Consider the following 23,638-nt stretch of genomic DNA (forward strand, 5'->3'; position numbering starts at 1 on the left):
TCTCTTAACGGAAAAAGTCTATCGGGATCGAGATGCCAAGCTCAGACATGGATTTACATTTTAGTCGTCATTACGCCAGTAGCAAACAGCTCAAACAAAAAGCCCATCGACGCGTGCCTAAATTTGCCTATGATTATTTAATTGAAGGTTGTATGGATGATATTGGTCTAATGCGAAATCGACAAGCCATAAACGCTATCACCTTTAAACCCACTTATATTCAACCTCGCATTGATGTCGATACTAATGTCTCACTGTTTGGTCATACTTATAGTGCCCCTTTCGGCATCGCTCCTATTGGTTTACAAGGCCTAATGTGGCCGAACGCACCGATTATTCTCGCCAAAGCCGCATACAAACATAATATTCCTTATATTTTAAGTACGGTGTCATCGGAATCATTAGAGCAAATCGCCGAAGCCACCCATGGCCAAGCTTGGTATCAATTATATAACCCGACTGATCCACATATTCGTGATGACATCATTGATAGACTCAAAGTCATGCAATATAAAACCTTAGTCGTCACTATTGATATGCCCACCTTTGGCTTTCGCCCTAGAGATTTTAATAATGGCCTCGCGATGCCCCCCAAGCTGACGCTGAAAAATGTCTATCAAGCTGCCATCAAACCCACATGGAGTATTAACACCCTCAAACAAGGCATCCCCCAATTTAAAAATTTAACCCCTTATATGGAAACTGGTAATCAAAAACAAGAGCTCACTGAACTAATGAATACCGCTACCATGGGCTGGCTGGATTTTGACAGCCTTAAAACTATCCGCGATGCATGGCCAGGTAACTTAGTGATAAAAGGAATCATGAGCGAGCATGATTTACAACAAGCAATTAAATTGGGCTGTGACGGGGTAATATTCTCCAATCATGGCGCAAGACAACTCGATTTTGGTGAATCTCCGCTATCCCCCATGACCCAATTAAATGAGCGCTATCAAGATAAAATGACCATTATGATGGACAGCGGCCTACGTTCAGGTTCAGATATCGCTGGCACACTCGCATTAGGCGCACAGTTTACCTTTCTTGGTAGGCTTTTCATGTACAGTGTCTGTGCACTTGGCGATGAAGGCGGGCAACACGCCATTGCCATGCTCAAAGCTCAACTGACACAAGTCATGCAACAAGTGGGCACAGCAAATATTGAAGAGCTAAAAGGCAAGGCTTCACTAAGGCCATAATCATAAATTAAAAAGCCTGAAACGATACACTCAATTCAGGGTGCTAATCATCAAGAATGATACCCTGTAAAAAATATCGCAACGCTTTTTAACGCTAGGATAAAAACACCTTATTGATCTTAATCAAAGAAAGTCCCATTATGCTTAAATATAAGTCAGAAATATTTGATTCCCCCTCAAACGTAAAGTAGGATTCTGCGGCTTTTACAGTTAACCCACTGTAGTCTGCCTTGTAAGTACTATTTCATTGAGGTCATTATGTTTAAACCGGAGTTATTATCGCCTGCTGGTACGTTAAAAAATATGCATTACGCCTTTGCTTATGGTGCCGATGCGGTCTATGCCGGACAGCCCCGATATAGCTTAAGAGTCCGCAATAATGACTTTAGTTTGGAGAACCTAAAAATAGGCATTAAAGAAGCGCATGCATTGAATAAAAAGCTGTATGTCGTGAGTAATATTGCTCCACACAACGGTAAGCTTAAAACTTATATAAAAGACATGCTGCCAGTCATTCACATGCAGCCTGATGCACTTATTATGTCCGATCCTGGTCTTATTATGATGGTAAGGGAGGCTTTTCCTGAGCAAGACATTCATTTATCAGTGCAAGCCAATGCTGTTAATTGGGCATCAGTTAAATTTTGGCAGCAACAAGGCATTAAACGAGTTATTTTATCCCGTGAATTATCCCTTGATGAAATTGAAGAAATACGTCAACGTTGCCCCGATATTGAACTCGAGGTTTTTGTTCATGGTGCACTCTGTATGGCCTATTCTGGCCGCTGCTTATTATCGGGCTATATCAATAAACGCGATCCTAATCAAGGTACCTGCACGAACGCTTGTCGCTGGAAATACGATGTCCATACCGCAAAAGAAAACCACAATGGCGACATTATTGCAGTCAACCCTGATGTTCAACTCCATACACCCACTTTAGGCGAGCGCCAACATAAAAATCAACCCAGTGATGAGATAGTCTTATTACAAGAAGCGGAGCGTCCGAGTGAATATATGCCCGCATTTGAAGATGAGCACGGTACTTACATCATGAACTCTAAAGATCTACGCGCGATCCAACATGTAGAGCGATTAACAAAAATGGGTATCGATTCATTGAAAATTGAAGGGCGCACTAAATCTTTTTACTATGTGGCGCGCACCGCACAACTTTACCGTCAAGCCATTGAAGATGCCGCTGCTGGCAAAGACTTTAATCGCACCTTGATGAATAATTTAGAAGGCTTAGCCCATAGAGGTTATACCGAAGGCTTCCTGCGTCGTCATACCCATGATGAATATCAAAACTATGATTATGGCTACTCGATAAGTGATACCCAGCAATTTGTCGGCGAATTTACTGGGAAGTATAATGAGTTAGGCATGGCGGAAGTCGATGTCAAAAATAAATTTTCAGTGGGTGACAGTGTTGAAATGATGACCCCTCAAGGTAACCTCACTCTCACCATAAACACGCTTTTAAATCGAAAAGGAAAAACGGTAACGGCAGGATTAGGCTCGGGTCACTTTGTCTTTTTCGCCTTACCTGAAAATATTAGTGTAAACAAAGCCGTATTACTTCGCAACTTACCTCAAGGGCAAGATACCCGCAATCCACATCAGCAAGTAGGTTAATGACAAAACGAACAGTATAAAAACGAATAGCAGAAAAAGATCATGGCATTATTAATCAACGATAAATGCATCAACTGTGACATGTGTGAGCCTGAGTGTCCGAATCAGGCTATCACGCTAGGTGAAGTCATTTATGAAATTGATCCCATATTGTGTACTGAATGTGTCGGGCATTATGATAAACCTACCTGTCGTTCAGTCTGCCCTATTACCTGTATCGTGCCCGATCCGGCACACAAAGAAACACAAGACAAGCTACTCATAAAATATCACATGATCACAGAGGCATTCTAAAACGAAAACTGTAAGCTTATTCAATCTTGCTAAGCCCGTAAAAATCACTATACCTAGTAATACAACCTCTTCCTTTCAATATGGTAACCTAAAATTAGGGAGTAAACAAAGTGCCTCAAACAAATCGACCGGGTTTACTCTCAACTATTTTTTTTAGTGTTGGCACTATGATAGGCAGCGGTTGGTTATATGCCGCTTACTACTCATCCAAAATAGCAGGGGGCGCTTCAATATTATCTTGGATCATTGGTGCTATTATAGTGCTAGGTATGGCATTATTACTTGCAGAAATTGCAATAAAACATCCAATTAATGGCCTTTTCACCCGTTTAATTAGCCTATCTCATAATCAACATTTTGGTTTTGTTACAGGCATATCCAACTGGTTACTCGGTCTCATTATCGTGCCAGCTGAAGCCATGGCTTCAACCCAATATATTGCGAGTATTTATGCATCATGGACACCTTATCTTTTTAAAAATGAGCAAATAACACTGCTTGGAATGGGTCTAACAAGTCTATTTATGTTATTTTATTTATTAGTCAACTTTTGGGGCATTCGTTTATTATCTCGCGTAAATAATGTGATTACTTGGATAAAGGTCATTCTCCCAACCACTGTGGCCATTATTTTCATTATTAACGCCTTCGATAGTACTAATTTTACGGCCTATAAAGATAGTATAATCCCTTACGGTATTGGCAGTATTTTTACCGCCATCGTATCGAGTGGTATCTTTTATTCTTTCTTCGGCTTTCAAGCAGTCGTCTCTTTTTGTGCCGAACTTGATAATCCAAAACGAAATATTCCGATTACGCTTGTGTTCAGTGTCCTCATTGTTCTCATCATATACTTACTTTTACAAATTGCCTTTATTGGTGCTCTTCCTCATGAAATGTTAACCAATGGCTGGTCCAGTCTCAAATTTGAATCTCCTTTAGCCCAATTAGCAGGTATACTTGGACTTAACATGATTGTCATTGCCTTATATGCGGACTCTATTGTCAGTCCAACGGGCAGCGGATTAATGTACTTAGGGATCGCTTCTCGACAACTTAATGAAATGGTCAAATATAAACAGATGCCAGCATTTTTTGGCTCTAGGGATATACAAGTACAATTTTCACGACGAGCACTATCCTTAAGTTTTATCTGCTCACTCATTCTCATTGTTTTCTTTCGAAACTGGCAACTCATTGCAAGCTTAACGACAACCTTTATCATTATATCTTGTATCGCACTCCCTATTGCGTATACTAAAATGCTGCAATCTGCTGAGGGATTGCCTGTCCGTATATTACCCTACTCAAAACTCTGCTCATTACTCATCTTTATCTTCCTCTCTTATTTTTTATTACTATGTGGGCTCAAAAATCTCACAGTGGCTTTTGTTTTACACTTAGTCTTTTTTATTACTTATGCGTGCAATATCAATACTCAATGTCGAATACAATCTCTGCGCCATGCTTTCTATTCTGCATGGGCGATATTTACCTATATGTTCTTTGTCATTATGTATAACCTAGTGGGTTTATATCTTGATACTAATTACCTTTACTATACGGTTTATATCATTATCTCAATGTTATTTTATATCTTATTAATCAATCAAAAGTCGATAGAAAATTAGATGGAATCTATTAAATAAATATAAAAAGGGCTATTAATAAACCCTTTGCTTTATAAACTTAACGTCATATATTATTTTATCTACAACAAGGTTTAGCGGACACTCTATTCTTTCAATAAATCATGGCAAATATGCGCTAAATCCGATTGCACTGCTGCCGCTGTGACTTCTCGTCCCGCACCTGGTCCTCTGATAATCAAAGGATTGTCTTGATAAAACTGACTCTGGATCACAAACACATTATCCCCAGGGGTTAAATTGGCATAGGCGTGACTGACATCCACCCATTGCAGGCTCACTTCGGCCTTTAATTGTCCATCAACATCATCCAAGGCTGCCACATAACGCAGCACTTGATTTTGTGCTTTCGCTGCTTCAAATTGCTGTAATATCAACGCATCGAGCTCACTAATTCGCTCAATAAATTGCGCTAAAGGCAGTGTCGCTAATGTCTCAGGTACCAATGAATGCAAGGTAATATCATCCAGTTCTAATGACAAACCAATTTCACGAGCCAATATTAATAGCTTACGCTGCATATCTCGGCCCGATAAATCATCTCTAGGATCAGGCTCTGTCAGCCCTAACGCTTTTGCTTCAAGGACTAACTCAGAAAAAGGTTTAACTCCATCAAAATATTCAAATAGCCAACATAAAGTGCCAGAGAAAATGCCGCCAACAGCTTGAATGCTATCGCCGCTATGATGTAAATCATTTAAGGCATGCTGTACGGGTAATCCCGCGCCACAACTGGCGTTATAACGCCAAAATAATCGACGATTGCCAAGTTGTGATTTTAACTCATTATAAAAAGATAACGGACCGGAACCCGCCAATTTATTCGCGCTCACCATATGGATGCCGCGCGCAAAAAAATCAGCATATCTGAGAGTTAACTCCATGCTGGCACTGATATCCAGAGCAATAAGCTCATCACATTCAATGACATCTAAAGCAGTCAATAAATCATCAAATTTCCAAGCATTCGCCTCTTTCTCAAATTGTGAACGCCACTGATTTAAATCAATTTCATCATTACTAATCAACGCTTTTTTAGAACTCACCAAGCCAATGAGCTCAACACTGGCTTCCAGTTCTTTATTTAATGTCTTTTGCGCTTGATTAAATAAGTCTATCCAAGCCGAACCAATATTGCCGGCTCCCAGTAATAACACCCCAATACGTTTACGGGGACCCGCGCAACGACGATGCACTTTTTGCGTCAATAAATTCACCTGAGACGGAGGCACTAAGGTGACTAAACTGAGTTCATCATTAAACAGTGGCTTAGCATCACGACTTAATAGCCGCGCAAATCCTCGACGATATAATCCTGCATCGGCACTCACAAGCGCGACCAAACCAAAATCGGTACGCACTGTGACATCAGTAATCAAATAGGCAGCACTTAAGCGCTCAAGTAATACCAGAGCTTGTTTTTCATTTTCATGGGTAAAAGCCAGCTCTACTTTATCTTGAGTCTGTAACCAATATGCCAGAGGCGCTAATTCTGCTCGTTTAAAATCATTCAACAATGCCGATAACCTACCCTTAAAACGGATATTTAATAATGAAACGCTGCTCAAATTGGTGACAACTGGCGCACTGGCCGATGAACTTTTTGGCGCAATAAGCGTAAAATCAGTATGAGGTGCATAACTTGAACGCACTGCCAAACTCACTTGAGTATTGAATAAAGGCTGTAAGGTGCGATTGTGCAATACGGGCGAGCCTAAGTGAGCTAATCGATCGGCTTCGTTTAACGATAAACTGTTTAATAACTTGGCATCATTAATTTTATTGGGATCGGCATTAAACACTCCCTCTACATCGGTCCAAATAGTCACACGTTCAATATCGGCTAAACTGGCAATTAAAGTCGCACTATAATCGGAACCATTTCGTCCCAGCAATAACGTTTCACCTGTTGCTTTAGCACAAATAAAACCAGTAATCACAATACGCTCATTAGGGTGGTCGGCGAGTAAATCTTGCACACGTCGACGCGATATTGACATTTGTATTTGAGGAACAGCACCTTCATCGGCTATCAATAAAGTACGGGCATCAATATCAATGGCCGCCACATCGGATCCACGTAATAATGCCGCCAATAAACGGGCTGACCAACGTTCTCCAAAACTCACCACTTGATGACTTTGGTATTCATTCATATTGTCTAAAGACAGTAAACTCATCAACTGGGCTTTATCTGTGGATAAACGCTCCCGTAAACTGCGAGCTGAGCCACTCGATAATAACTGCTCAATTAAATTTTGCTGATAATGGATCAGGTTATGTAGCTCTTCTTGCCAAAGCTGCTTGGTTGCTTTCAATGACAACAGTTTAAACAAAAAGTTAGTGCTTTTGCCTGCAGCAGAAACAACCACAAGATCATCACTATGACCATGGGTTAATAAAATATGCGCCACACGTCGATAACAATCCGCGTCCGCTAAACTGGAGCCACCAAATTTGTGTAAGTGACAACGTGCCATGGATAACTCCTTTACAACAACTCAATTAATACGGCATACAATCTACAAAGAGTAAATAGTCCATGTCAGTGACTCAACTCTCAATCACTGACATTAATAGTAAAACGATGTAACAAAAAGCCATTAAACTGCAGCGACGGCAGCGAGCCCCGCTTGAATGTCCGCCACTAAATCATCAGCATCTTCAATGCCTACCGATAACCGAATAAGCGTGTCTTTCACGCCAGCCGCCAAACGGGCTTGCGGATCCATGGCTCGATGAGTCATGGTTGCAGGCACGGCGACTAAACTTTCAACGCCCCCTAAACTTTCAGCTAAAGAAAACAGCTTCAATGCCTTTAAAAAGGCCACTAACTGAGGTTCACCCCCTGCAAGCTCAAAACTCAGCATAGCACCAAAACCCTGCTGCTGTTTTGCCGCAATTTCATGCCCAGGGTGAGACGCCAGCCCTGGGTAATATACATGGGACACCGCTTCACTTTGTGTCAATACAGCTAAAACGCGTTGCGCATTAGCTTGATGCTCACGCACTCTAACACTTAATGTGCGAATACCGCGCAAGGTAAAATAACTATCTAAGGCTGAGCCTGTTAACCCTAAGGTATTTGACCACCAATGTAGCTTCTCGCTAAGATCGGGATCTTTCGCCACCACGGCCCCCCCCACGACATCACTATGGCCGTTAATATATTTAGTAGTGGAATGCACCACAATATCAGCGCCTAATAATAATGGCTGCTGTAAAATCGGCGATAGAAACGTATTATCAACGGCCACTAAGGCACCCACTTTATGGCTGGCAGTTGCGATGGCTTCAATATCCACCACACGCAATAAAGGATTAGAAGGCGTTTCTAACCACACCAATTTAGGTTGCTGAGCGATGGCCTCATTAAGCGCATCAGGATTAGTTTGATCGACGACTAATAACTTAAATTGCCCTTTATTAGCCAAATTGGTAAATAAACGATAACTACCACCATAACAATCATGAGGCACCACTAATAAATCATCAGGCCCCAATAAACTGACCACTAAGGTGATCGCCGCCATGCCCGTGCAAGTCACGACTCCACTCTCACCTTTTTCAAGGCTGGCAATGGCATCACCTAAAATGGTGCGAGTAGGATTACCTGAGCGACTATAATCAAAATCTCTCGGATTTTTATGACCATCGAAAGAATAATTAGTTGATAGGTAAATAGGGGGAACAACAGCCCCGTGCTGTGTATCAGATTCAATGCCCTGACGCACTGCTAAAGTGGCAAGCTTTTGGTCTGTCATGTACTACTCCTGATCAACAAATTTATAAAGGGATGTCTGGACGTCTAAATGTACCTAAGCAAAACGCTGTCGTCAACCAAGTCTTAGCCATTTAGACGTCTAAACATGTAGAAATCCAATCTCAATTGCGTTAAATTAAAGGCAAAGTTTGACTGTACTTCGTAAAGGGTTAAAATCTGCCCCGAATTATGAAATTTTAGGTGAGTTAATGACTGAATGGAATGGCGACTATATTAGCCCTTATGCCGAACATGGCAAAAAGAATGAACAGGTAAAGAAAATTACCGTTTCAATCCCACTAAAGGTGTTGAAAATATTAACGGATGAACGGACGCGTCGTCAGATCAATAATCTTCGCCACGCGACTAATAGCGAATTACTATGTGAGGCATTTTTGCATGCCTACACAGGCCAACCTCTTCCAAATGATGAGGATTTATCAAAAGATAAACCTGATAGTATTCCCGCTGAAGTCAAACGCCTGATGAATGAAATGGGCATAGAATGGGAAGACATGGAATAAGCGCGATTCTTGATAGCAAAGATCTCATTGGCGTTCTTTGCTTTACCTTACAATGAGTAAAAGAATGTCACTCCCTCACACGACTTAAAAAGTGTACAATGTAGACCTTGTCATTATTCTCCCGTATGGATGTAAGACTCTAATATGCCCGATCCCCTCACATTATTTTATGCTTTGCTCATTGTCTTTTGTGGTGCCTTAACCCAAGGACTTATTGGGTTTGGCTTAGCCGTCGTCGCAAGCCCACTACTTTACCTCATTGATCCTGCTATGGTGCCTGCTCCTGTGATTATGATTGGATTCTCTATTGCACTATTAACCCTACTAAAAGAACGGCAGCACCTTGAATTTAAAGGATTAGAATTTGCTTTACTGGGACGAATTCCGGGCGGCATTTTAGGGACGGCTTTGTTACTGTGGGCACCTAAACCTATTTTAGGCTTGGCCATTGGCGGTATTGTCGCCATTGCCGTCGGGCTAAATATCATCAAACTACATTTTCCCATCAACCGCTTAAGTTTATTTATTGCTGGAACATTATCGGGCATATTTGGCAATATTGCCGCTATCGGTGGCCCACCACTCGCTATATTATTTTCCAACAAAGAAGCCAAGCAATTTCGTGCTTCACTATCGGCATTTTTTGTTTTCAGCTCACTGATTTCACTAGTAATATTAGCCATAGCGGGCTTATTCACTTTAGATGACCTAATCTCAGCATTACTGTTACTGCCGGCGGTTATTCTAGGGCATTTCACCGCAAGGAAACTGGCTACACACATCAACAAAAACAGCGTTCGAGTCGGTAGCCTCTTGCTTTGCAGTGCCAGCGCATTGATCGTCATCTTAGAATCATTAATGGCGTTAAAATGATAAGAATTTAACTAAAAACATAAGCCATTTACGATAACGCTAATAAGAAGACTAGAAGTCATATGATGTTCTTAGCAGTCCTTCGATGTGATTTGATTGACTATAGACTCCTGAAAAATCAACAGAAAACTTATCACCAAACCGAAACTCTGATCCCATAGAATATATATCATCTTGGTTACCTTGCACGTCATAGCGGTAATCAACATTAACATCAATCCAGTCAAACATACTCATCCCCCCCCCTATACGCCAAAATTGACTTTGCGTTTCTTCATCCCAACGGGGATGTTGATTAAGATCAATATCCGTAGAAAAATGAATACGATTCCAATCATAAGCCATTCCCGCCGTTAACATGGGAGCGCTCAAACGCTCATTCACGGTTTCGATAAGTAAATTAGGCTGAGATAATAAATTATAAGCTGAGACATCTAACAGAAACCCATCAGCAAGCATCATCGATAATTGAACATCAATAGTAACGGATTGTTTATATTCTGCCTCAGTTTCTTGATGACTCCCTTCGTAAGCTAATTGATTATGGTGTGAACTAACAGCCACTTGAGTCTGTCTAAATTTAGGCGCCACTCCAACGCTCACCGGCATATCAACAATAGACAAAGGAAACCTAACTGATATAACTTTTTCCGTCACTTGCTCAATTGCAGGTGGGTGCACAGGAGTCCCCCAAAATTTAGAGGGTAATATAGAAGACACTGATGACGAATGACCATCATAAAATCCGCGGTTATAGATTGTGTATCTGGACGATATTATCGACAATCCATCCCCCCCCCATGAAATAAAGTCCTCTTTAACGGTCGTCATACCTTGGTAAAAAGGTAACATCCTTAGCATGAAATTCGAATCCACAGAAAAAGGATCAGCACTAAAACCGATAAGTTTAGGTTGAAAATAACGGATATGTTCATCGATAATGGACTCTGAATGAGCCATAAAGCTTAATAAAAAATTAAAAAACAACCCCATTAATAACCAGTATTGGCCATATATTCTCATTCTTCCTTCCTTGCAATCAATCTACCCAAAAGTAAATATCATCCTTATATTCCCATGCAACGTAGAAGGTGCTTAGGGACAAATGAGATTAAGCAAGCTACATCCATCCTAAAAAAGACTCAATGCTCATATTTGCGTTCTCTAATTTTATAACAAAAAAAATGAATGTGAGATAAAAAATACCTCAGCCTTATCTGAATCCTGCATCTTGAAGTATCACGGGTATATAATGGTTAAAAAAACTAAGACAATTCTCTCACTAGTGTGGCTAATGTGGGCGCAACACTTTGATGACTTGGATAACATAAGCCAATACGGCGAAACATCCTCGGTCCATCAAAAGGCACTTGTTCTAATCTTGGCTCATCCTCTATTAGGCCATCGGGAAGAAAACTTATTCCAAATCCAGCTAACACCAAAGACATCACTAAGGATTTAGATTCAGCCTTTGCCACAAGGTTTAATGACATATTATTGCAAGCTAGTAAGCCGATGGTCTGTTGATGAGCTTCACAAGGAGGACACTCAATAAAGTCAAAACCATGTAATTGCTCAGCTTTGATACTTTTTAGTGCTGAAAACTCATGTTCAGTAGGCACACAAAGGACATAATCCTCTTCCCATAAAGGAAAAAATATCTCATCTTCTTCACGTAACGCATCTAAGGTTAAACGGCAATCCGCAGGACTATGATAATCGACTAATTCAAGATCTAATCGCGCTACCATTGCAACCACTTTTTTCAAAAAAATCGCCAAACGCCCTTGGCTTAAATCAGGCATAACCGCAATACGTAATTTTTGTCGAGTGGCTTTCTCTTGAAATAATTTAGGCAATAACCGCGCCTCTTCCACCAGTTTGATGGCTAATGGGTAAAGATAATGAGCACTATCCAATGCTTGCACACCTCTTTTACTCCGAGAAAATAACGCCCCTCCCAGCTCTTCCTCTAATTGCTTTAATCCTGCTGAAAGAGAGGGTTGACTCACATGACAAACCTGCGCCGCTGCAGTGATATTCTTCTCTTCAAAAATAGCAATAAAAAAGCGCAATAAACGTAAATCAATCATAAAATATATTCCCTAAAGTTTATAATAGGCTGAGCCTATCATATCCAATCAAAATAAGTATTTTTCCCGCCTCGACTAACATCCTATACTCAGTCTCATTCAATCACTCTATGCTAGAAAGACTTACCTTTCCATTCAAATGAACGTTAAGCCTCTAGGGAGAGACATGATTAAAGTTCATATAGGAAAAAACAATGACTAACTCACTTACTCAAGAAAAAGCCCTTATTGTGATCACCGGTGCATCATCAGGGATAGGCGCTGCCATGGCAAAAGCCTTTCATGCCAAAGGCCATCCTTTACTGTTACTTGCCAGACGTTTAGAACCGATGCAAGCACTTGAGCTTAATAATACTTTATGCATGAGTGTCGACGTAACGGATGCCACTTCGATTAAAGAGGCTATTGCCACTGCAGAAGAACAATACGGTAAAGTCGGTGCATTAATTAATAATGCTGGCACCATGTTACTGGGGCAAGTTGATGTACAGGAGCCTATGGAATGGACTCGTATGCTTAATATCAATGTCATGGGAGTACTGAATGGGATCCACGCAGTGCTAGCCGATATGAAAGCCCGTAACACTGGCACCATTATTAATATTAGTTCGATTGCAGGCTTTAAAACCTTCCCTAATCATGCTGCTTATTGCGCCACTAAATTTGCAGTCCATGGGTTAACAGAAAATATTCGTGAAGAAGTCGCTATGGATGATGTCCGCGTTATCACTATCTCTCCAGGTGCGGTCGAAACTAATTTACTGTCCCATACCACTAATGATGAAATAAAAGCCGGATATAGTGACTGGAAAGATGAAATGGGTGGAGTAATCGCACCTAAAACCATCGCTGATGCCGCACTCTTTGCTTATGAACAGCCACAAAGTGTCTGTGTGAGAGAAATGGTTATTGCTGCGACTCGCCAGCAACCTTAATATATAAACGATTGAATAACTCAAGCCTCAACAATATTATTGAGGCTGATTTTTAACCCGCCGAATTAAACGAATATCTCTTAAATGTAAAGCCCAACCATAGAAGCCTAAGTATTTCTTCATTAAAATAGAATTCACCAATATCATAAAAAGAAAACTAATTAAAATACTTATCGCCACTCCCATAACCTCATATAAAGGGATCGCAATAAACAATAAAATAATATTAACCAAAACGGCACTTAACGCACCATAAAGCGCTGGTTTAGAAAAGCCTGAATGTCGCAACCATGCTTGCTGTAAAAAAAATACTGATTGAACAAAATACGCCAATACCATAATCACTAATGCTAAATAGTAATCACTGTATCCTTTACCAAAAGCAGATAATAATTGTTCACCAAATATCACTATGATACTACTGAGCAAAAATGAAATAACAAATAATTGCCGTACGCCCTGCCCGTTCACTTTGCTCATTTCTGCCACACCATTTTCATGGGCGGTAGACATATGAGACTGAATATTACCAGCAACACTCGACTGGCCCACAAGGAAAACTTGTACAATAGTAAAGCACGCAGCAAAATACCCTATTTGATTTTCAGTGCCAAAAATGTCCAATATATATACACATTTGTGAAAGTAACATATTTAAAACAAACACAAACATCATAGGAAAGGCATAGATCAACCAATGTCGATAAAACATAAGCTTTTTTCCGACATTTTTCCCTCTCCATGATCTCTAACATTCATGACAGAAAAAACAATCACCGTTAATAATATATAAGATACTACGACAACACTAATGGCAATATTAGAGGTCAACTTTATATTCATAGAATTAAGAACAATCAATACCAGTAAAATAAGTAATGGATAGCCTAATTGTTTAGGAATATAAGCAACTATCAACCTTTTTTTTATTAATGCGGTATCACGTAACAATCTTAATGTTGCGGCAAAAGGAATAGCAAATATAGCAAATATAGCAAATAATATAGGATGAACATCTTTTAATCCGTTCGTATTATTATACTCAATAATGATCACCGCCCCCCCTAAACACATGGAAACAATAATCCCTATCATCATATAAAAACGTAAGTATCGCCACACCATAAAATCAATATTTTGCTCCATAAACTTAGGGAGAACACTAAAAGTCGCAAAATTGCCTCCCAACAATACAATCATTTGCGCCAAATGCACAAAGGACTCTGCTGTTTTAAAATTGCCATAACTTTGTGGCGTTAACATACGTGATAACACTATGTTATAAATAAAAGTGAAAAAAAAGCCTAATACACTCAGAAATAAAGCAAGCACAAAAGCCTTAAATAAATAGTTTTGCTCCCCATCACTCATTCTAAGCATTCACGACTCCCAACCTTACAATATGCTCAATGTTAACTATTTAAATCCTTACTCTGTCTCAGATCTGAGGATCGGCACTGGAATAGGCTCTGGCTTGGGAACCAGTCTGGATTCTGGGATCTGCACTGGAACAGGCTTTGGCTTAGGAACAGGTCTGAGTTCTGGGATCTTTACTGGAACAGGCTCTGATTTAGGAACAGGTCTGGGGTCTGGGCTCGGTACTGGAACAGGCTCTGGCTTAGGAACAGGTCTGGGGTCTGGTATCGCCTCAGATATTGATCGCAACTCAGGCTCAGCGCTAATGGTAAAGTTAACGAATAATAAAGTACATATTGATCCTAATTTCCAGTACTTGAACATATAACATCCTATTATATTACCTTCATTCAAAGAACTTTATGTGATCGGAAATCGGATTAAATAAAGTCGACCATATAAAACAAAACAGCATATCCCAAGTTCAGGTTACCAATACTTACATCGCTATCACTTTAAAGTGAAGCTACAAATCATACCGATAACACTGTAATATCATAAAATTCAATCAATTAGAATGAGCATGGCAACTATGAAATTCCCTCCTTACGGGCTATATTGGCTTCCATGCGGAGCCAGATCATACGGACCAGGGCAAGGTCTTGGGTAAGAATAAGGATTAAATACAGAAATTGGAATAATGAAATAAAAAGGAGAAGGAACGGGATGCGAGCCAGCCCCCATCGAAAAGCTGAGTAATATTAAGCCATATGCGAATCGAAGTTTCACCTTACACATACCATAACCTGTGTACTAAATTCATCAATAGCATTGAGTATAATAATAAATCAGCTGACTCGCTTAAAACTAAGTGCATTGCTTTATCATCAAGATTATTCACAGCTAAAATATAGCATATCGATATATGTATATTATTTACACAGCCATTAAAAACTTAATTAAATTCATAATATAAAAAGCTTTCCTCTTATTTAAAAAGACTGCCTGTTAGCAGTATATAAAATCATCCATTTCAGTATCCTTTCAATACTTCGCCTTGGATTAAATAATTTTACACGCTCTAAGAACATACATTTTCAACCAAAATTAGAGATTAAAAACTAACCCCATAAACGATAACCTTATAATTAAATGATAATAAATAATTTTTTTATTATCAGTTATCGATAATAGTTAATGTCTCGGTTGAATAACCAAAGGCTCTAAGGTGATCTTGGCATTATCACTTGCTCCATGGTATTCACTATAAGTTTGGTTTTCTAAAATAGTATAAAAAACATCAAGGTAGTCATCTTCATTCGTGGTCCAAGAATCCGGCATCGCTTGAATAATAGCATTGGTTAATCGCGTAATAACAGCAGCACTCTGAGTACCCGCCTCAGGAATTAATTGTAGTACCTGAGTGGCCACATCAAGTAGTGCCGTTGCTAAGACTTTATAATTCATATTATCATCACTTTCCATCAAAAGAATATCCACGGCTTGCCAGCGATAATGATCCCATTGCACAATAATTTGATTGGGAGTGTACTCTTTTTTAGCATGATCTAAATAAGGTAATTCAACCACTTCTATTTTAGGTGTCAGTTCAGCGCTAGCAGCGCTCACTCCCGATATAATCGCATACACTTCTGCTGGCCCAGATATCCACGACTCTTTAATATCTTTAAGTTTTATATTTTTAATCACCGTCATAGACATAGGCTCTGGGGCAACAAAAAAAGGTTGATTGAGTAATAAATTGACGACCTCCTTATCCGCACTATCAAAAACCTCATTCATCGCTTTAATGCCCTCTTTCATCGTTTCCGCTTTATCTAGCTCAACAATAAACACCGGCTGTGTGGGCAGACGGTAAGCATCTAAATACTGGATCCCCCCATCTGTATCAAATGCTTCTACATTCCCCTCTTCTTCATCACCCGATGCATAAGAAAATAAAGGTGCTTCCCCTGCATGTAACCTTGCTAACATACTTTCATCTGCCAAGCGCAATTTGATAATACTTTGTTCGCTATTTTTCTGATGAGATGAAATACCTTTAAGCTGCTTTATTTGAATATTATGCTGATTAATATTGGATTGAGTCGATAGCGATATCCCCGCTAATTCATCAAGATCAATACTCAATTGATATTCATTGATTTGATATTGCAATGCATCACCCATATTGAGATATTCATTAGCCAATGCTTGGGCTATTTCTCTTTTATTTTGTGCGACAGAGTGAAAGGAAGCGAACTCATTGGGCATTTCATGGATACGGTTTATTTCAAGAGAATGGGCTTGAGCTGTAAACGTAGCCACACCTACACTAGAAACTAAAGATAACATAACAACTGACATCAATTTCATACTGACTTCCTTTTTTATTAATCTAAATCACGTTTAAACACCTTAAAGAAACAATAATTAACATTTAAATAACTATAATGTTGATTTTTACCAATAAAAAACCAACTTACAATTAGACCTTTGACTTATATACGCAAATATTAAAATTGTGTAAAGGCGTTGAAAATTAGAAGAAGTTCCTTTTTTCCTACAATTTAGTAGAAAAAAACTGCGACAGCTTGTCGCAGTTAGCGTATTAAACTTTGCCAATATGATTTTGGACTGAGAATATACACAGCACTTTAAAAACAATTTAATAATATTATTATCATGTTGCGTCTATCTTCCTTATCTATTGCTATTTTATCAGCATTAATTTTTCCTTCCGCAGTCTTTGCCGATGAAGGTGAAATGGAAGTCATTGAAGTTAAAGGTCGTCCTCAAGAGAACTTCAGTATTGCTGATCCATCCACCTCTATTCCGCAAATTGATGTCAGTGACTTACTCGATAAGTTACCCGGTGCTGCAGTCAATGGTAACGGACCTCTAACAGGCATAGCACAATATCGAGGCTTATTTGGAGATAGAGTTAATACTCAAATTAATGGTGTCTCTCTTGCGGGTGCAGGCCCGAATGCCATGGATACTCCTCTGAGTTATGCCAGTTTAATTTTAACCGAAGGGCTCAGTATGACACGGGGTATAGCCCCTGTATCAGCAGGCATAGACACCTTAGGCGGTAACATTGAAGTTATTGAATCAAAAGCAACTTTTGATGATACTACCGGAGAAGTTGCCGCTCAATATCAAACCAATGGCGATAGAGGAAACCTAGGGGGGAAAGTCAATCTAGGCAATAAAGATCAAGCAGTATTACTTTATGTCGATAAACTAAAAGGTAACACCGATATTACCACGGGTAATGGCGACAGTATTAACCCCACAACTTACAATAAAACCATGGTCGGAGGTGAATATCGCCTCAACTTGAGTGATAACAATATCAATGATGAATCTATCGCTTTTGGTTATCAATTTTTAGAAACCACTAATGCCGGTACGCCTGCATTACCGATGGACATTGACTTTATTCGCGACCATCGTTTCAAAGTCGAAGGTGAGCATTATATCAATAGCTGGGATCTTAATTGGCATATGGCCTACAGTGATGCTAAGCATGGTATGGACAACTACAGCCTACGCGATAAACCCGACACATCAAGCGCAAGATATAATAATGCCGATAGCAATAGTTTCGACAGTGAAATTTCTATCGCAAAAGATGCGTGGTTATTGGGTCTTGATGCTCGATTAAGTCAACATAACTCTCTTATTAGTGATCCCACAAATGCCAGTTTTTACATCGATAACTTTAACGATGTGCAAGATGATGTCTACAGTATCTTTGCGCAATGGCAACAAGATATTGGCCAATGGAATTGGCAGTTTGGTAGCAGAATTAAAAATTATCGAACCGATTCAGGCACCATTAATAGTTCAATGGCCAGCAGCATGACAGCGGTTCAAGCCCTCGTCGATGATTTTAATAATAGCGACCGTTCACAAGTTCAAACCGGACTCGATTTAACCATTAATGGCCAGTATCAATTTAATGATGCATGGACTGGGATCATTGGCTTAGCACGTAAACAAGATGCCGCCAGTTATCAAGAGCGTTATTTATGGATACCAATGCAATCCACGGGTGGCCTTGCTGATGGTCGCACTTATGTCGGACAAGTTGATCTTGATTTAGAAACGGCCTATCAGCTCGAACTAGGGGTTGATTACGATCAAGACAAATGGCAAATAAGCCCAAGAGCGTTCGTTAATCGTATCGATAACTATATTCAAGGTACACCGGCAACGGATCCCAATGTGATCGCAGTCGCTGCCATGATGGGGGATGATCACCCAATGCAATTTAGTAACGTTGATGCCTTACTCTATGGCATGGATCTAACAGCAAATTACCAATTATCAAGACGTTGGGAAATCGACTTACTCGGCAGTTATGTGAGAGGTGAGCGCAGAGACATCGATGATAATCTTTATCGTATCGCCCCACTAAAAGCCAGTTTAGGGCTTAATTTTCAACAAGGAAATTGGATAGGAAGACTTGAAGGTGTTGCAAATGCTGCACAAAATAAGGTCTCTGAAACCCAACTTGAAGAAACAACGGCAGGTTACGCGCTAATAAATATATCAGCAGGTTATGATGTAGAGAATTGGACTGTCAGAGCAGGAATTAATAACCTCTTTGATACCGAATATGAAGATCACCTAGCCGGCTACAATCGTGTATCAAGTTCAGATATCGCTTTCGGTTCGCGTATGCCCGGTATGGGTCTAACAACGTGGGTCACTGGCGCGTACCGTTTTTAATCTGCAACACTTAACTTAGGGGGGCTCAATCACTGACCATTTCCCTCCCTGAGCTTTCCTCCAAGCTCAGGGATTTTTCTTTTATTACCGACTTCTCTCTATCACTAAGTGACATCCAGTTACTTCATAATAATCTATATATAAACGATCATGATTGCTGAGAAGCAACTAAAATAGAATCGTAGCCCTCACTTATATGTAAAGTGCTACATAAATCTAAAAGGGTAACCCATTACACTACCCAAAAACAAAATAGCAGTCTAGTAACCTAATAAGGATGTTAATTATGAAACTTTTATCTATGGCGTCTACTGCCGCTTTACTCCTTGCAAGTCACACTAGTTTTGCCACTGATCATGATATTGGCATAAAAAGTACCTGTGAGGCCAGAACATGTGTATTTGAAATTCCGATCGTAGAAGGAAGAGCGGTTTCATGGTATATCACCTCTCAAACTGCCGGAAATCCCGGCATTGAGATTGTTAGCCCTGAAGGCGATCTTATTGCAAAAACAACAGTCTATTCCAGAGAGCTGAATAATAAGAGTATTGGTGATTTCATTGCTCCCAGTACGGGGCGATATACGGTCATTTTTTCCAATATGAATGAAGTGCTTACCGATACAGCAACGATTACAAATGATTGGGGAACAACAGTCAGTCAAACCTTTCAATTTGCAGGCGAAGATTCAAGTGATTATGACTACAATGATATTTTTGCCGTCATTACTTGGTTCGATAAAAAAGGCTAGATTAATATTTTAATACTCTAAAGGGACTGTTATCAGTCCCTTTTCATGTCTTATACACTCACATTACCCTCTATACCTCCCCGCTTAAAGTCAATAAGAATTAAAAATTAACAAACCAATAAATTAATAACAATTAACAACTAAACAGAGATTGAAACAAAAAACATTGATACTATCTCATCACTCAAAAAACAAACATAAATAAAACAATATACAAACAGTGTTTACACAAAGCTCAAGCGAGATGAGCTTTAAATTCTAATAAGGGTATAGCAACGGATATGTTAAACAAAAAACTTTTGGCAACACTCATCTGCTCCACGTTGAGTTTAACGGCTTGTGGTTTAGATGATTACAGTCACGGCGGTGATGATGATGATGACAACGAAAGCAGTAATCAAGTTGAAGTTTCCCTGCGTATTTTAGAGACCAGTGACCTACATAGTAACATCATGGATTTCAACTATTATCTGGGTACAGACGACCCAACCATAGGCCTAGCAAGAACGGCAAGTTTAATTGATGAAGCCCGTAATGAAAAAACAAATGTGGTCTTAGTCGATAATGGCGATTTATTACAAGGCAGTCCGATGGGTGATTATATCGCTAAGAAGGGACTCAATAGCGGTGATACACATCCAGCTTATAAAGCAATGAATACGCTAGATTATGTTGTTGGCAACATTGGTAATCATGAATTTAATTACGGCCTCGACTTCCTTAAAAATGCAATATCAGGTGCAGACTTTCCCTACATCAATGCGAATGTTTACTGTGATTCCTATGAATGCTGGGATAAGGTTCAAAAAGGGGATAATTTATTTACGCCTTATCTCATAAAAGAAAAACAAGTGCTAGATAATAAAGGTCATAAACAAACCATAAAAATTGGTTATATTGGCTTTGTTCCGCCACAGATAATGCAGTGGGATGCGCAAAACTTGCAAGGTAAAGTACGCGTCGATGATATTGTTAAAACGGCCGAAAAATTCATCCCTATCATGCAAAAAGAAGGCGCTGACATTATTATCGCCATTCCTCATTCAGGGATAGGATCTGTCTACGATATAAAGGTCAATGACATTGAAAATGAAAATGCCACCTTTGCCTTAACCTATGTCGAAGGGATCGATGCCATCGCATTTGGCCATAGCCATGCCATTTTTCCTGATAAGCAATATGAAGGCTTGTATAATACCGATATTATTAAAGGCACGTTAAATGACGTTCCTGCTGTCATGCCAGGTCGTTGGGGAGACAATTTAGGCATCATCGATCTCACCCTTAAACGCAGCGATGGCAAATGGATTGTTGAGGATTCCCAATCAGAGTCAAGACCTATTTATCAAGATAAAGCACAAGTAGAAGCCAGTCTTGATATTCGTCAAGCCGTTGAAATTGACCACCTTGGCACACTGGAATTTGTTGAGCAACCCATAGGTAAAGCATCGAGCAACATTTATAGCTTCCTTTCTTTAGTCCAAGACGATCCCAGTGTACAAATTGTCTCTGACTCGCAACTTGATAAAGTCAAACAGCAAATAGCCAATATTAGCTCACTTAACCATCTACCCGTACTCTCTGCCGCCGCGCCCTTTAAAGCTGGCGGACGTCACAGTACGACCAGTGACAGTGAGCAATATGTACAAGTGGACATGGGTGACTTAACCTATAAAAATGCTGCCGACTTATATGTTTACCCCAATACGTTAGTCGCACTTAAAATCAATGGTAGCGAACTTAAAGATTGGTTAGAGTGCAGTGCAAATCTATTTAATCAAATCAATCCAAAGAATGAAACGACTCAACAACTCATCAATTGGAATAACCATCCAACCTATAACTTTGATGTCATTGACGGCGTAACCTATCAAATCGATATCACCCAGCCCAGTAAATATGACAGTGACTGTCAAATTGTTTCAGGTCAAGAAAATGCAGCACGTATTGTTGACTTAACTTATACAGATGAAACGGGTTATCACTACACTGGTGGAGAGTTTGCTGCCATGGACTTTATTGTTGCCACCAATAACTATCGCGCCTTTGGTGAAAAATTCGCTGGGACAGGCGTAAATAATATCGTGCTTGAATTACCCGATGAAAACAGAGATGTTCTTGCTCGTTATATAACAGCACAAACCTCAGCACATGGAGAAGTCACCTCTGTTGCCGATAATAATTGGCGTTTCAAAACCATTGCAACTGATACCACACTGGATATTCGTTTTGAAACTCAAGATAGCACAAAAGCAGACAGTTTTATTGATGAAAATCAGCAACGCAGTATGACAAAAATCAATAATGATGAGCTTGGATTTGCTGTATATCAAATCGATTTAACTACTGATATCACAGTAGAGTAGAGAAGCAAAGTAGATAAGCAAGAGAAGAAGATTAACGCCTTTTCTTGTTTATCATCAGTAATTATCAAACATCAAGCGCGAAATATCATGACTCAGAAATGGGGACTGAAGATAATCTCGCTGAAAAGAAACGCACTAATAATTGCATCGCTAAAACAGAGCTTACAACCAGTGCAATGCCCAAAAGAGCAATTATATCCAACTCATCACTTTGAAAAACATCAGGCCACCAAGCCATTTCGACCACTCCCCAAGTGGCTAGAAAACTAAAAATAGGTGTCAAGGCGACCATAGAACCCACTTGTGAAGCTGGCCAGTAGCGCATAGCCTGAGCAAAACACCCATAGGCAATTAACGTATTAAACGCACAAAAAATAGCAATATACCAATCCGTTAATGTCATAGCGGTGAAAGAATACATTGATGTAAAAGGAAGCAGAGCAAAAATACCAAATCCATAAATAAATAGGAGTGTATTATTAGGAGATAGTTTTTTACTCATAAACTTCTGCATTAAAGCGAAACAAGACCATGATAATGCTGAAAATTGAACAATCAAAATACCAAACAAAATCGATGTGTTATTATCTTTTGAAAAATCAAGGTGCTGATAAAAGAACATGATCATACCTAAAGCCAAAGTGACAAAACAGGCTATCTGAATAGGCTTTAATTTCTCTTTAAACAGCATCACGCCACCTAAGGCTAAGAAAAAAGGCGCGGTTTGAAAATTAAGCTGCGCTTCTCCTGGTGACAAATATTCTAAGGCATACACAATCGACACATAATTACAAATCGAAAAAATTGCCGTCATGGATAAAATGCACCAATCTTTTCGATTTAATTGAGTAAACTCTGCCAACTTACCCGAAAAATATTGCACAAACAAACTAATCACTAATGCCACAAAAAACCGAAACCATGTGAGTGTCACAGGATCAATAAAACTCACGGATAGTTTTAAGGCTATGGGTAAAATCCCCCAAAACAACACCGCAATAGATGCAAAAAAAAGCCCCAATCTGAAATAACGAAGATCCAAAAGTCAAACTCCTCAATACGGACAGTCCCATAGATTACAGAAGTATCCGCCAATACAACACTCACTCATTATTTTAGAGTACATAAATAGGCCTCCACTCTACTCAAATGAAACAGTCCACTATCAACTACTCGCAATTAAAAACAATAACCACACCAATAATCAACATTCATTAGCTTCAACAAAGTTATTATTATTCCATGTAAATTTAATCATCAACACACTCGATACAAGAATGAAACCAGAACCTAAATACAAAGGAAACACAACAGAAATGATCAGAACAACACTGCCTACAATGCAGGGCGGGAGCATACTTTGTCGGATAATTAACCAAAGAAAACTTTTGCCCTGTAATCATCGTCCCAACTCGCCTTTTTTAGCTTATTTCGCTGACTTGGCGCACCGCAAT

The 23,638-nt window shown here is 39.5% G+C and carries 19 protein-coding genes; 11 read left to right on the forward strand and 8 right to left on the reverse strand.

Going from position 1 to position 23,638, the window contains the following annotated elements; translation table 11 throughout:
• Positions 1-32: 32 nt before the first annotated feature.
• From L2764_RS10220 to L2764_RS10235, 4 genes are all read left to right on the forward strand, one after another.
• The gene (locus L2764_RS10220; protein WP_248940116.1) at positions 33-1,202 is read left to right on the forward strand and encodes an alpha-hydroxy acid oxidase; all 1,170 of its coding nucleotides are present in this window, start codon (positions 33-35) and stop codon (positions 1,200-1,202) included.
• 258 nt (positions 1,203-1,460) lie between these two features.
• Positions 1,461-2,840: a prephenate-dependent tRNA uridine(34) hydroxylase TrhP gene (trhP, locus tag L2764_RS10225; RefSeq protein ID WP_248940117.1), complete on the forward strand. Its 1,380-nt coding sequence runs from the start codon at positions 1,461-1,463 to the stop codon at positions 2,838-2,840.
• 42 nt (positions 2,841-2,882) lie between these two features.
• Complete coding sequence (locus tag L2764_RS10230; protein WP_248940118.1) at positions 2,883-3,134, forward strand: YfhL family 4Fe-4S dicluster ferredoxin; 252 nt, start codon at positions 2,883-2,885, stop codon at positions 3,132-3,134.
• Positions 3,135-3,244: 110 nt separating this feature from the next.
• A complete protein-coding gene (locus L2764_RS10235; protein ID WP_248940119.1) occupies positions 3,245-4,765 on the forward strand; it encodes an APC family permease in 1,521 nt (506 codons plus the stop codon).
• Between the two features lie 104 nt (positions 4,766-4,869).
• On the opposite strand, the gene L2764_RS10240 is transcribed toward L2764_RS10235, so the two are convergent.
• Positions 4,870-7,263, reverse strand: coding sequence for a bifunctional aspartate kinase/homoserine dehydrogenase II (locus tag L2764_RS10240; protein ID WP_248940120.1), 2,394 nt, complete (start codon positions 7,261-7,263; stop codon positions 4,870-4,872).
• Positions 7,264-7,386: 123 nt separating this feature from the next.
• Positions 7,387-8,547: a cystathionine gamma-synthase gene (gene metB, locus L2764_RS10245; RefSeq protein WP_248940121.1), complete on the reverse strand. Its 1,161-nt coding sequence runs from the start codon at positions 8,545-8,547 to the stop codon at positions 7,387-7,389.
• A 208-nt stretch (positions 8,548-8,755) separates the two neighbouring features.
• Here metB and metJ point away from each other — a divergent pair, with 208 nt between their 5' ends.
• Together metJ and L2764_RS10255 are read left to right on the forward strand one after the other, a co-directional pair.
• Positions 8,756-9,070 (forward strand): met regulon transcriptional regulator MetJ, encoded by a 315-nt coding sequence (metJ, locus tag L2764_RS10250; protein WP_248940134.1) that lies wholly within the window; start codon positions 8,756-8,758, stop codon positions 9,068-9,070.
• A 144-nt stretch (positions 9,071-9,214) separates the two neighbouring features.
• On the forward strand, positions 9,215-9,943 hold the full coding sequence (locus tag L2764_RS10255; RefSeq protein WP_248940122.1) for a sulfite exporter TauE/SafE family protein: 729 nt from the start codon (positions 9,215-9,217) through the stop codon (positions 9,941-9,943).
• Between the two features lie 51 nt (positions 9,944-9,994).
• Here the strand turns inward: L2764_RS10255 and L2764_RS10260 are convergent, their stop codons facing one another.
• Together L2764_RS10260 and L2764_RS10265 are read right to left on the reverse strand one after the other, a co-directional pair.
• Positions 9,995-10,966 (reverse strand): conjugal transfer protein TraF, encoded by a 972-nt coding sequence (locus tag L2764_RS10260; protein WP_248940123.1) that lies wholly within the window; start codon positions 10,964-10,966, stop codon positions 9,995-9,997.
• Positions 10,967-11,208: 242 nt separating this feature from the next.
• Positions 11,209-12,036, reverse strand: a complete 828-nt coding sequence (locus L2764_RS10265) for a LysR family transcriptional regulator (RefSeq protein ID WP_248940124.1) — start codon at positions 12,034-12,036, stop codon at positions 11,209-11,211.
• Positions 12,037-12,230: 194 nt separating this feature from the next.
• On the opposite strand from L2764_RS10265, the gene L2764_RS10270 reads away from it, so the two are divergent.
• Positions 12,231-12,971 (forward strand): SDR family oxidoreductase, encoded by a 741-nt coding sequence (locus L2764_RS10270; protein WP_248940125.1) that lies wholly within the window; start codon positions 12,231-12,233, stop codon positions 12,969-12,971.
• A gap of 36 nt (positions 12,972-13,007) precedes the next feature.
• Here the strand turns inward: L2764_RS10270 and L2764_RS10275 are convergent, their stop codons facing one another.
• Positions 13,008-13,595 (reverse strand): MATE family efflux transporter, encoded by a 588-nt coding sequence (locus L2764_RS10275; RefSeq protein ID WP_248940126.1) that lies wholly within the window; start codon positions 13,593-13,595, stop codon positions 13,008-13,010.
• 66 nt (positions 13,596-13,661) lie between these two features.
• Positions 13,662-14,351 (reverse strand): polysaccharide biosynthesis protein, encoded by a 690-nt coding sequence (locus tag L2764_RS10280; protein WP_248940127.1) that lies wholly within the window; start codon positions 14,349-14,351, stop codon positions 13,662-13,664.
• A 94-nt stretch (positions 14,352-14,445) separates the two neighbouring features.
• Here L2764_RS10280 and L2764_RS10285 point away from each other — a divergent pair, with 94 nt between their 5' ends.
• Positions 14,446-14,715 carry a hypothetical protein gene (locus tag L2764_RS10285; RefSeq protein ID WP_248940128.1) on the forward strand — a complete coding sequence of 90 codons (270 nt, stop codon included), beginning with the start codon at positions 14,446-14,448 and terminating at the stop codon, positions 14,713-14,715.
• 806 nt (positions 14,716-15,521) lie between these two features.
• Here the strand turns inward: L2764_RS10285 and L2764_RS10290 are convergent.
• Positions 15,522-16,703, reverse strand: coding sequence for a DUF3103 family protein (locus L2764_RS10290; RefSeq protein ID WP_248940129.1), 1,182 nt, complete (start codon positions 16,701-16,703; stop codon positions 15,522-15,524).
• A gap of 309 nt (positions 16,704-17,012) precedes the next feature.
• On the opposite strand from L2764_RS10290, the gene L2764_RS10295 reads away from it, so the two are divergent.
• From L2764_RS10295 to L2764_RS10305, 3 genes are all read left to right on the forward strand, one after another.
• A complete protein-coding gene (locus L2764_RS10295) occupies positions 17,013-19,067 on the forward strand; it encodes a TonB-dependent receptor (protein WP_248940130.1) in 2,055 nt (684 codons plus the stop codon).
• Positions 19,068-19,353: 286 nt separating this feature from the next.
• Entirely contained in the window at positions 19,354-19,818 is a 465-nt protein-coding gene (locus L2764_RS10300; protein ID WP_248940131.1) for a fucose-binding lectin II, read from the forward strand.
• Between the two features lie 281 nt (positions 19,819-20,099).
• The gene (locus L2764_RS10305; RefSeq protein ID WP_248940132.1) at positions 20,100-22,184 is read left to right on the forward strand and encodes a bifunctional 2',3'-cyclic-nucleotide 2'-phosphodiesterase/3'-nucleotidase; all 2,085 of its coding nucleotides are present in this window, start codon (positions 20,100-20,102) and stop codon (positions 22,182-22,184) included.
• 85 nt (positions 22,185-22,269) lie between these two features.
• On the opposite strand, the gene L2764_RS10310 is transcribed toward L2764_RS10305, so the two are convergent.
• Positions 22,270-23,226 (reverse strand): DMT family transporter, encoded by a 957-nt coding sequence (locus tag L2764_RS10310; RefSeq protein WP_248940133.1) that lies wholly within the window; start codon positions 23,224-23,226, stop codon positions 22,270-22,272.
• Positions 23,227-23,638: the final 412 nt, after the last annotated feature.

Origin of the sequence: Shewanella surugensis (assembly GCF_023284005.1) — a bacterium.
Lineage (GTDB): Bacteria > Pseudomonadota > Gammaproteobacteria > Enterobacterales > Shewanellaceae > Shewanella > Shewanella surugensis.

What these genes read in the sequence shown, in the direction of transcription:
- L2764_RS10300 (WP_248940131.1), top strand. Translation starts at nt 19,354, where the DNA reads ATGAAACTTTTATCTATGGCGTCTACTGCCGCTTTACTCCTTGCAAGT.
- L2764_RS10270 (WP_248940125.1), top strand. Translation starts at nt 12,231, where the DNA reads ATGACTAACTCACTTACTCAAGAAAAAGCCCTTATTGTGATCACCGGT.
- L2764_RS10255 (WP_248940122.1), top strand. Translation starts at nt 9,215, where the DNA reads ATGCCCGATCCCCTCACATTATTTTATGCTTTGCTCATTGTCTTTTGT.
- L2764_RS10265 (WP_248940124.1), bottom strand. Translation starts at nt 12,036, where the DNA reads ATGATTGATTTACGTTTATTGCGCTTTTTTATTGCTATTTTTGAAGAG.
- metJ (WP_248940134.1), top strand. Translation starts at nt 8,756, where the DNA reads ATGACTGAATGGAATGGCGACTATATTAGCCCTTATGCCGAACATGGC.
- L2764_RS10290 (WP_248940129.1), bottom strand. Translation starts at nt 16,703, where the DNA reads ATGAAATTGATGTCAGTTGTTATGTTATCTTTAGTTTCTAGTGTAGGT.
- metB (WP_248940121.1), bottom strand. Translation starts at nt 8,547, where the DNA reads ATGACAGACCAAAAGCTTGCCACTTTAGCAGTGCGTCAGGGCATTGAA.
- L2764_RS10230 (WP_248940118.1), top strand. Translation starts at nt 2,883, where the DNA reads ATGGCATTATTAATCAACGATAAATGCATCAACTGTGACATGTGTGAG.
- L2764_RS10305 (WP_248940132.1), top strand. Translation starts at nt 20,100, where the DNA reads ATGTTAAACAAAAAACTTTTGGCAACACTCATCTGCTCCACGTTGAGT.
- L2764_RS10295 (WP_248940130.1), top strand. Translation starts at nt 17,013, where the DNA reads ATGTTGCGTCTATCTTCCTTATCTATTGCTATTTTATCAGCATTAATT.
- L2764_RS10280 (WP_248940127.1), bottom strand. Translation starts at nt 14,351, where the DNA reads ATGCTTAGAATGAGTGATGGGGAGCAAAACTATTTATTTAAGGCTTTT.
- trhP (WP_248940117.1), top strand. Translation starts at nt 1,461, where the DNA reads ATGTTTAAACCGGAGTTATTATCGCCTGCTGGTACGTTAAAAAATATG.
- L2764_RS10240 (WP_248940120.1), bottom strand. Translation starts at nt 7,263, where the DNA reads ATGGCACGTTGTCACTTACACAAATTTGGTGGCTCCAGTTTAGCGGAC.
- L2764_RS10260 (WP_248940123.1), bottom strand. Translation starts at nt 10,966, where the DNA reads ATGAGAATATATGGCCAATACTGGTTATTAATGGGGTTGTTTTTTAAT.
- L2764_RS10220 (WP_248940116.1), top strand. Translation starts at nt 33, where the DNA reads ATGCCAAGCTCAGACATGGATTTACATTTTAGTCGTCATTACGCCAGT.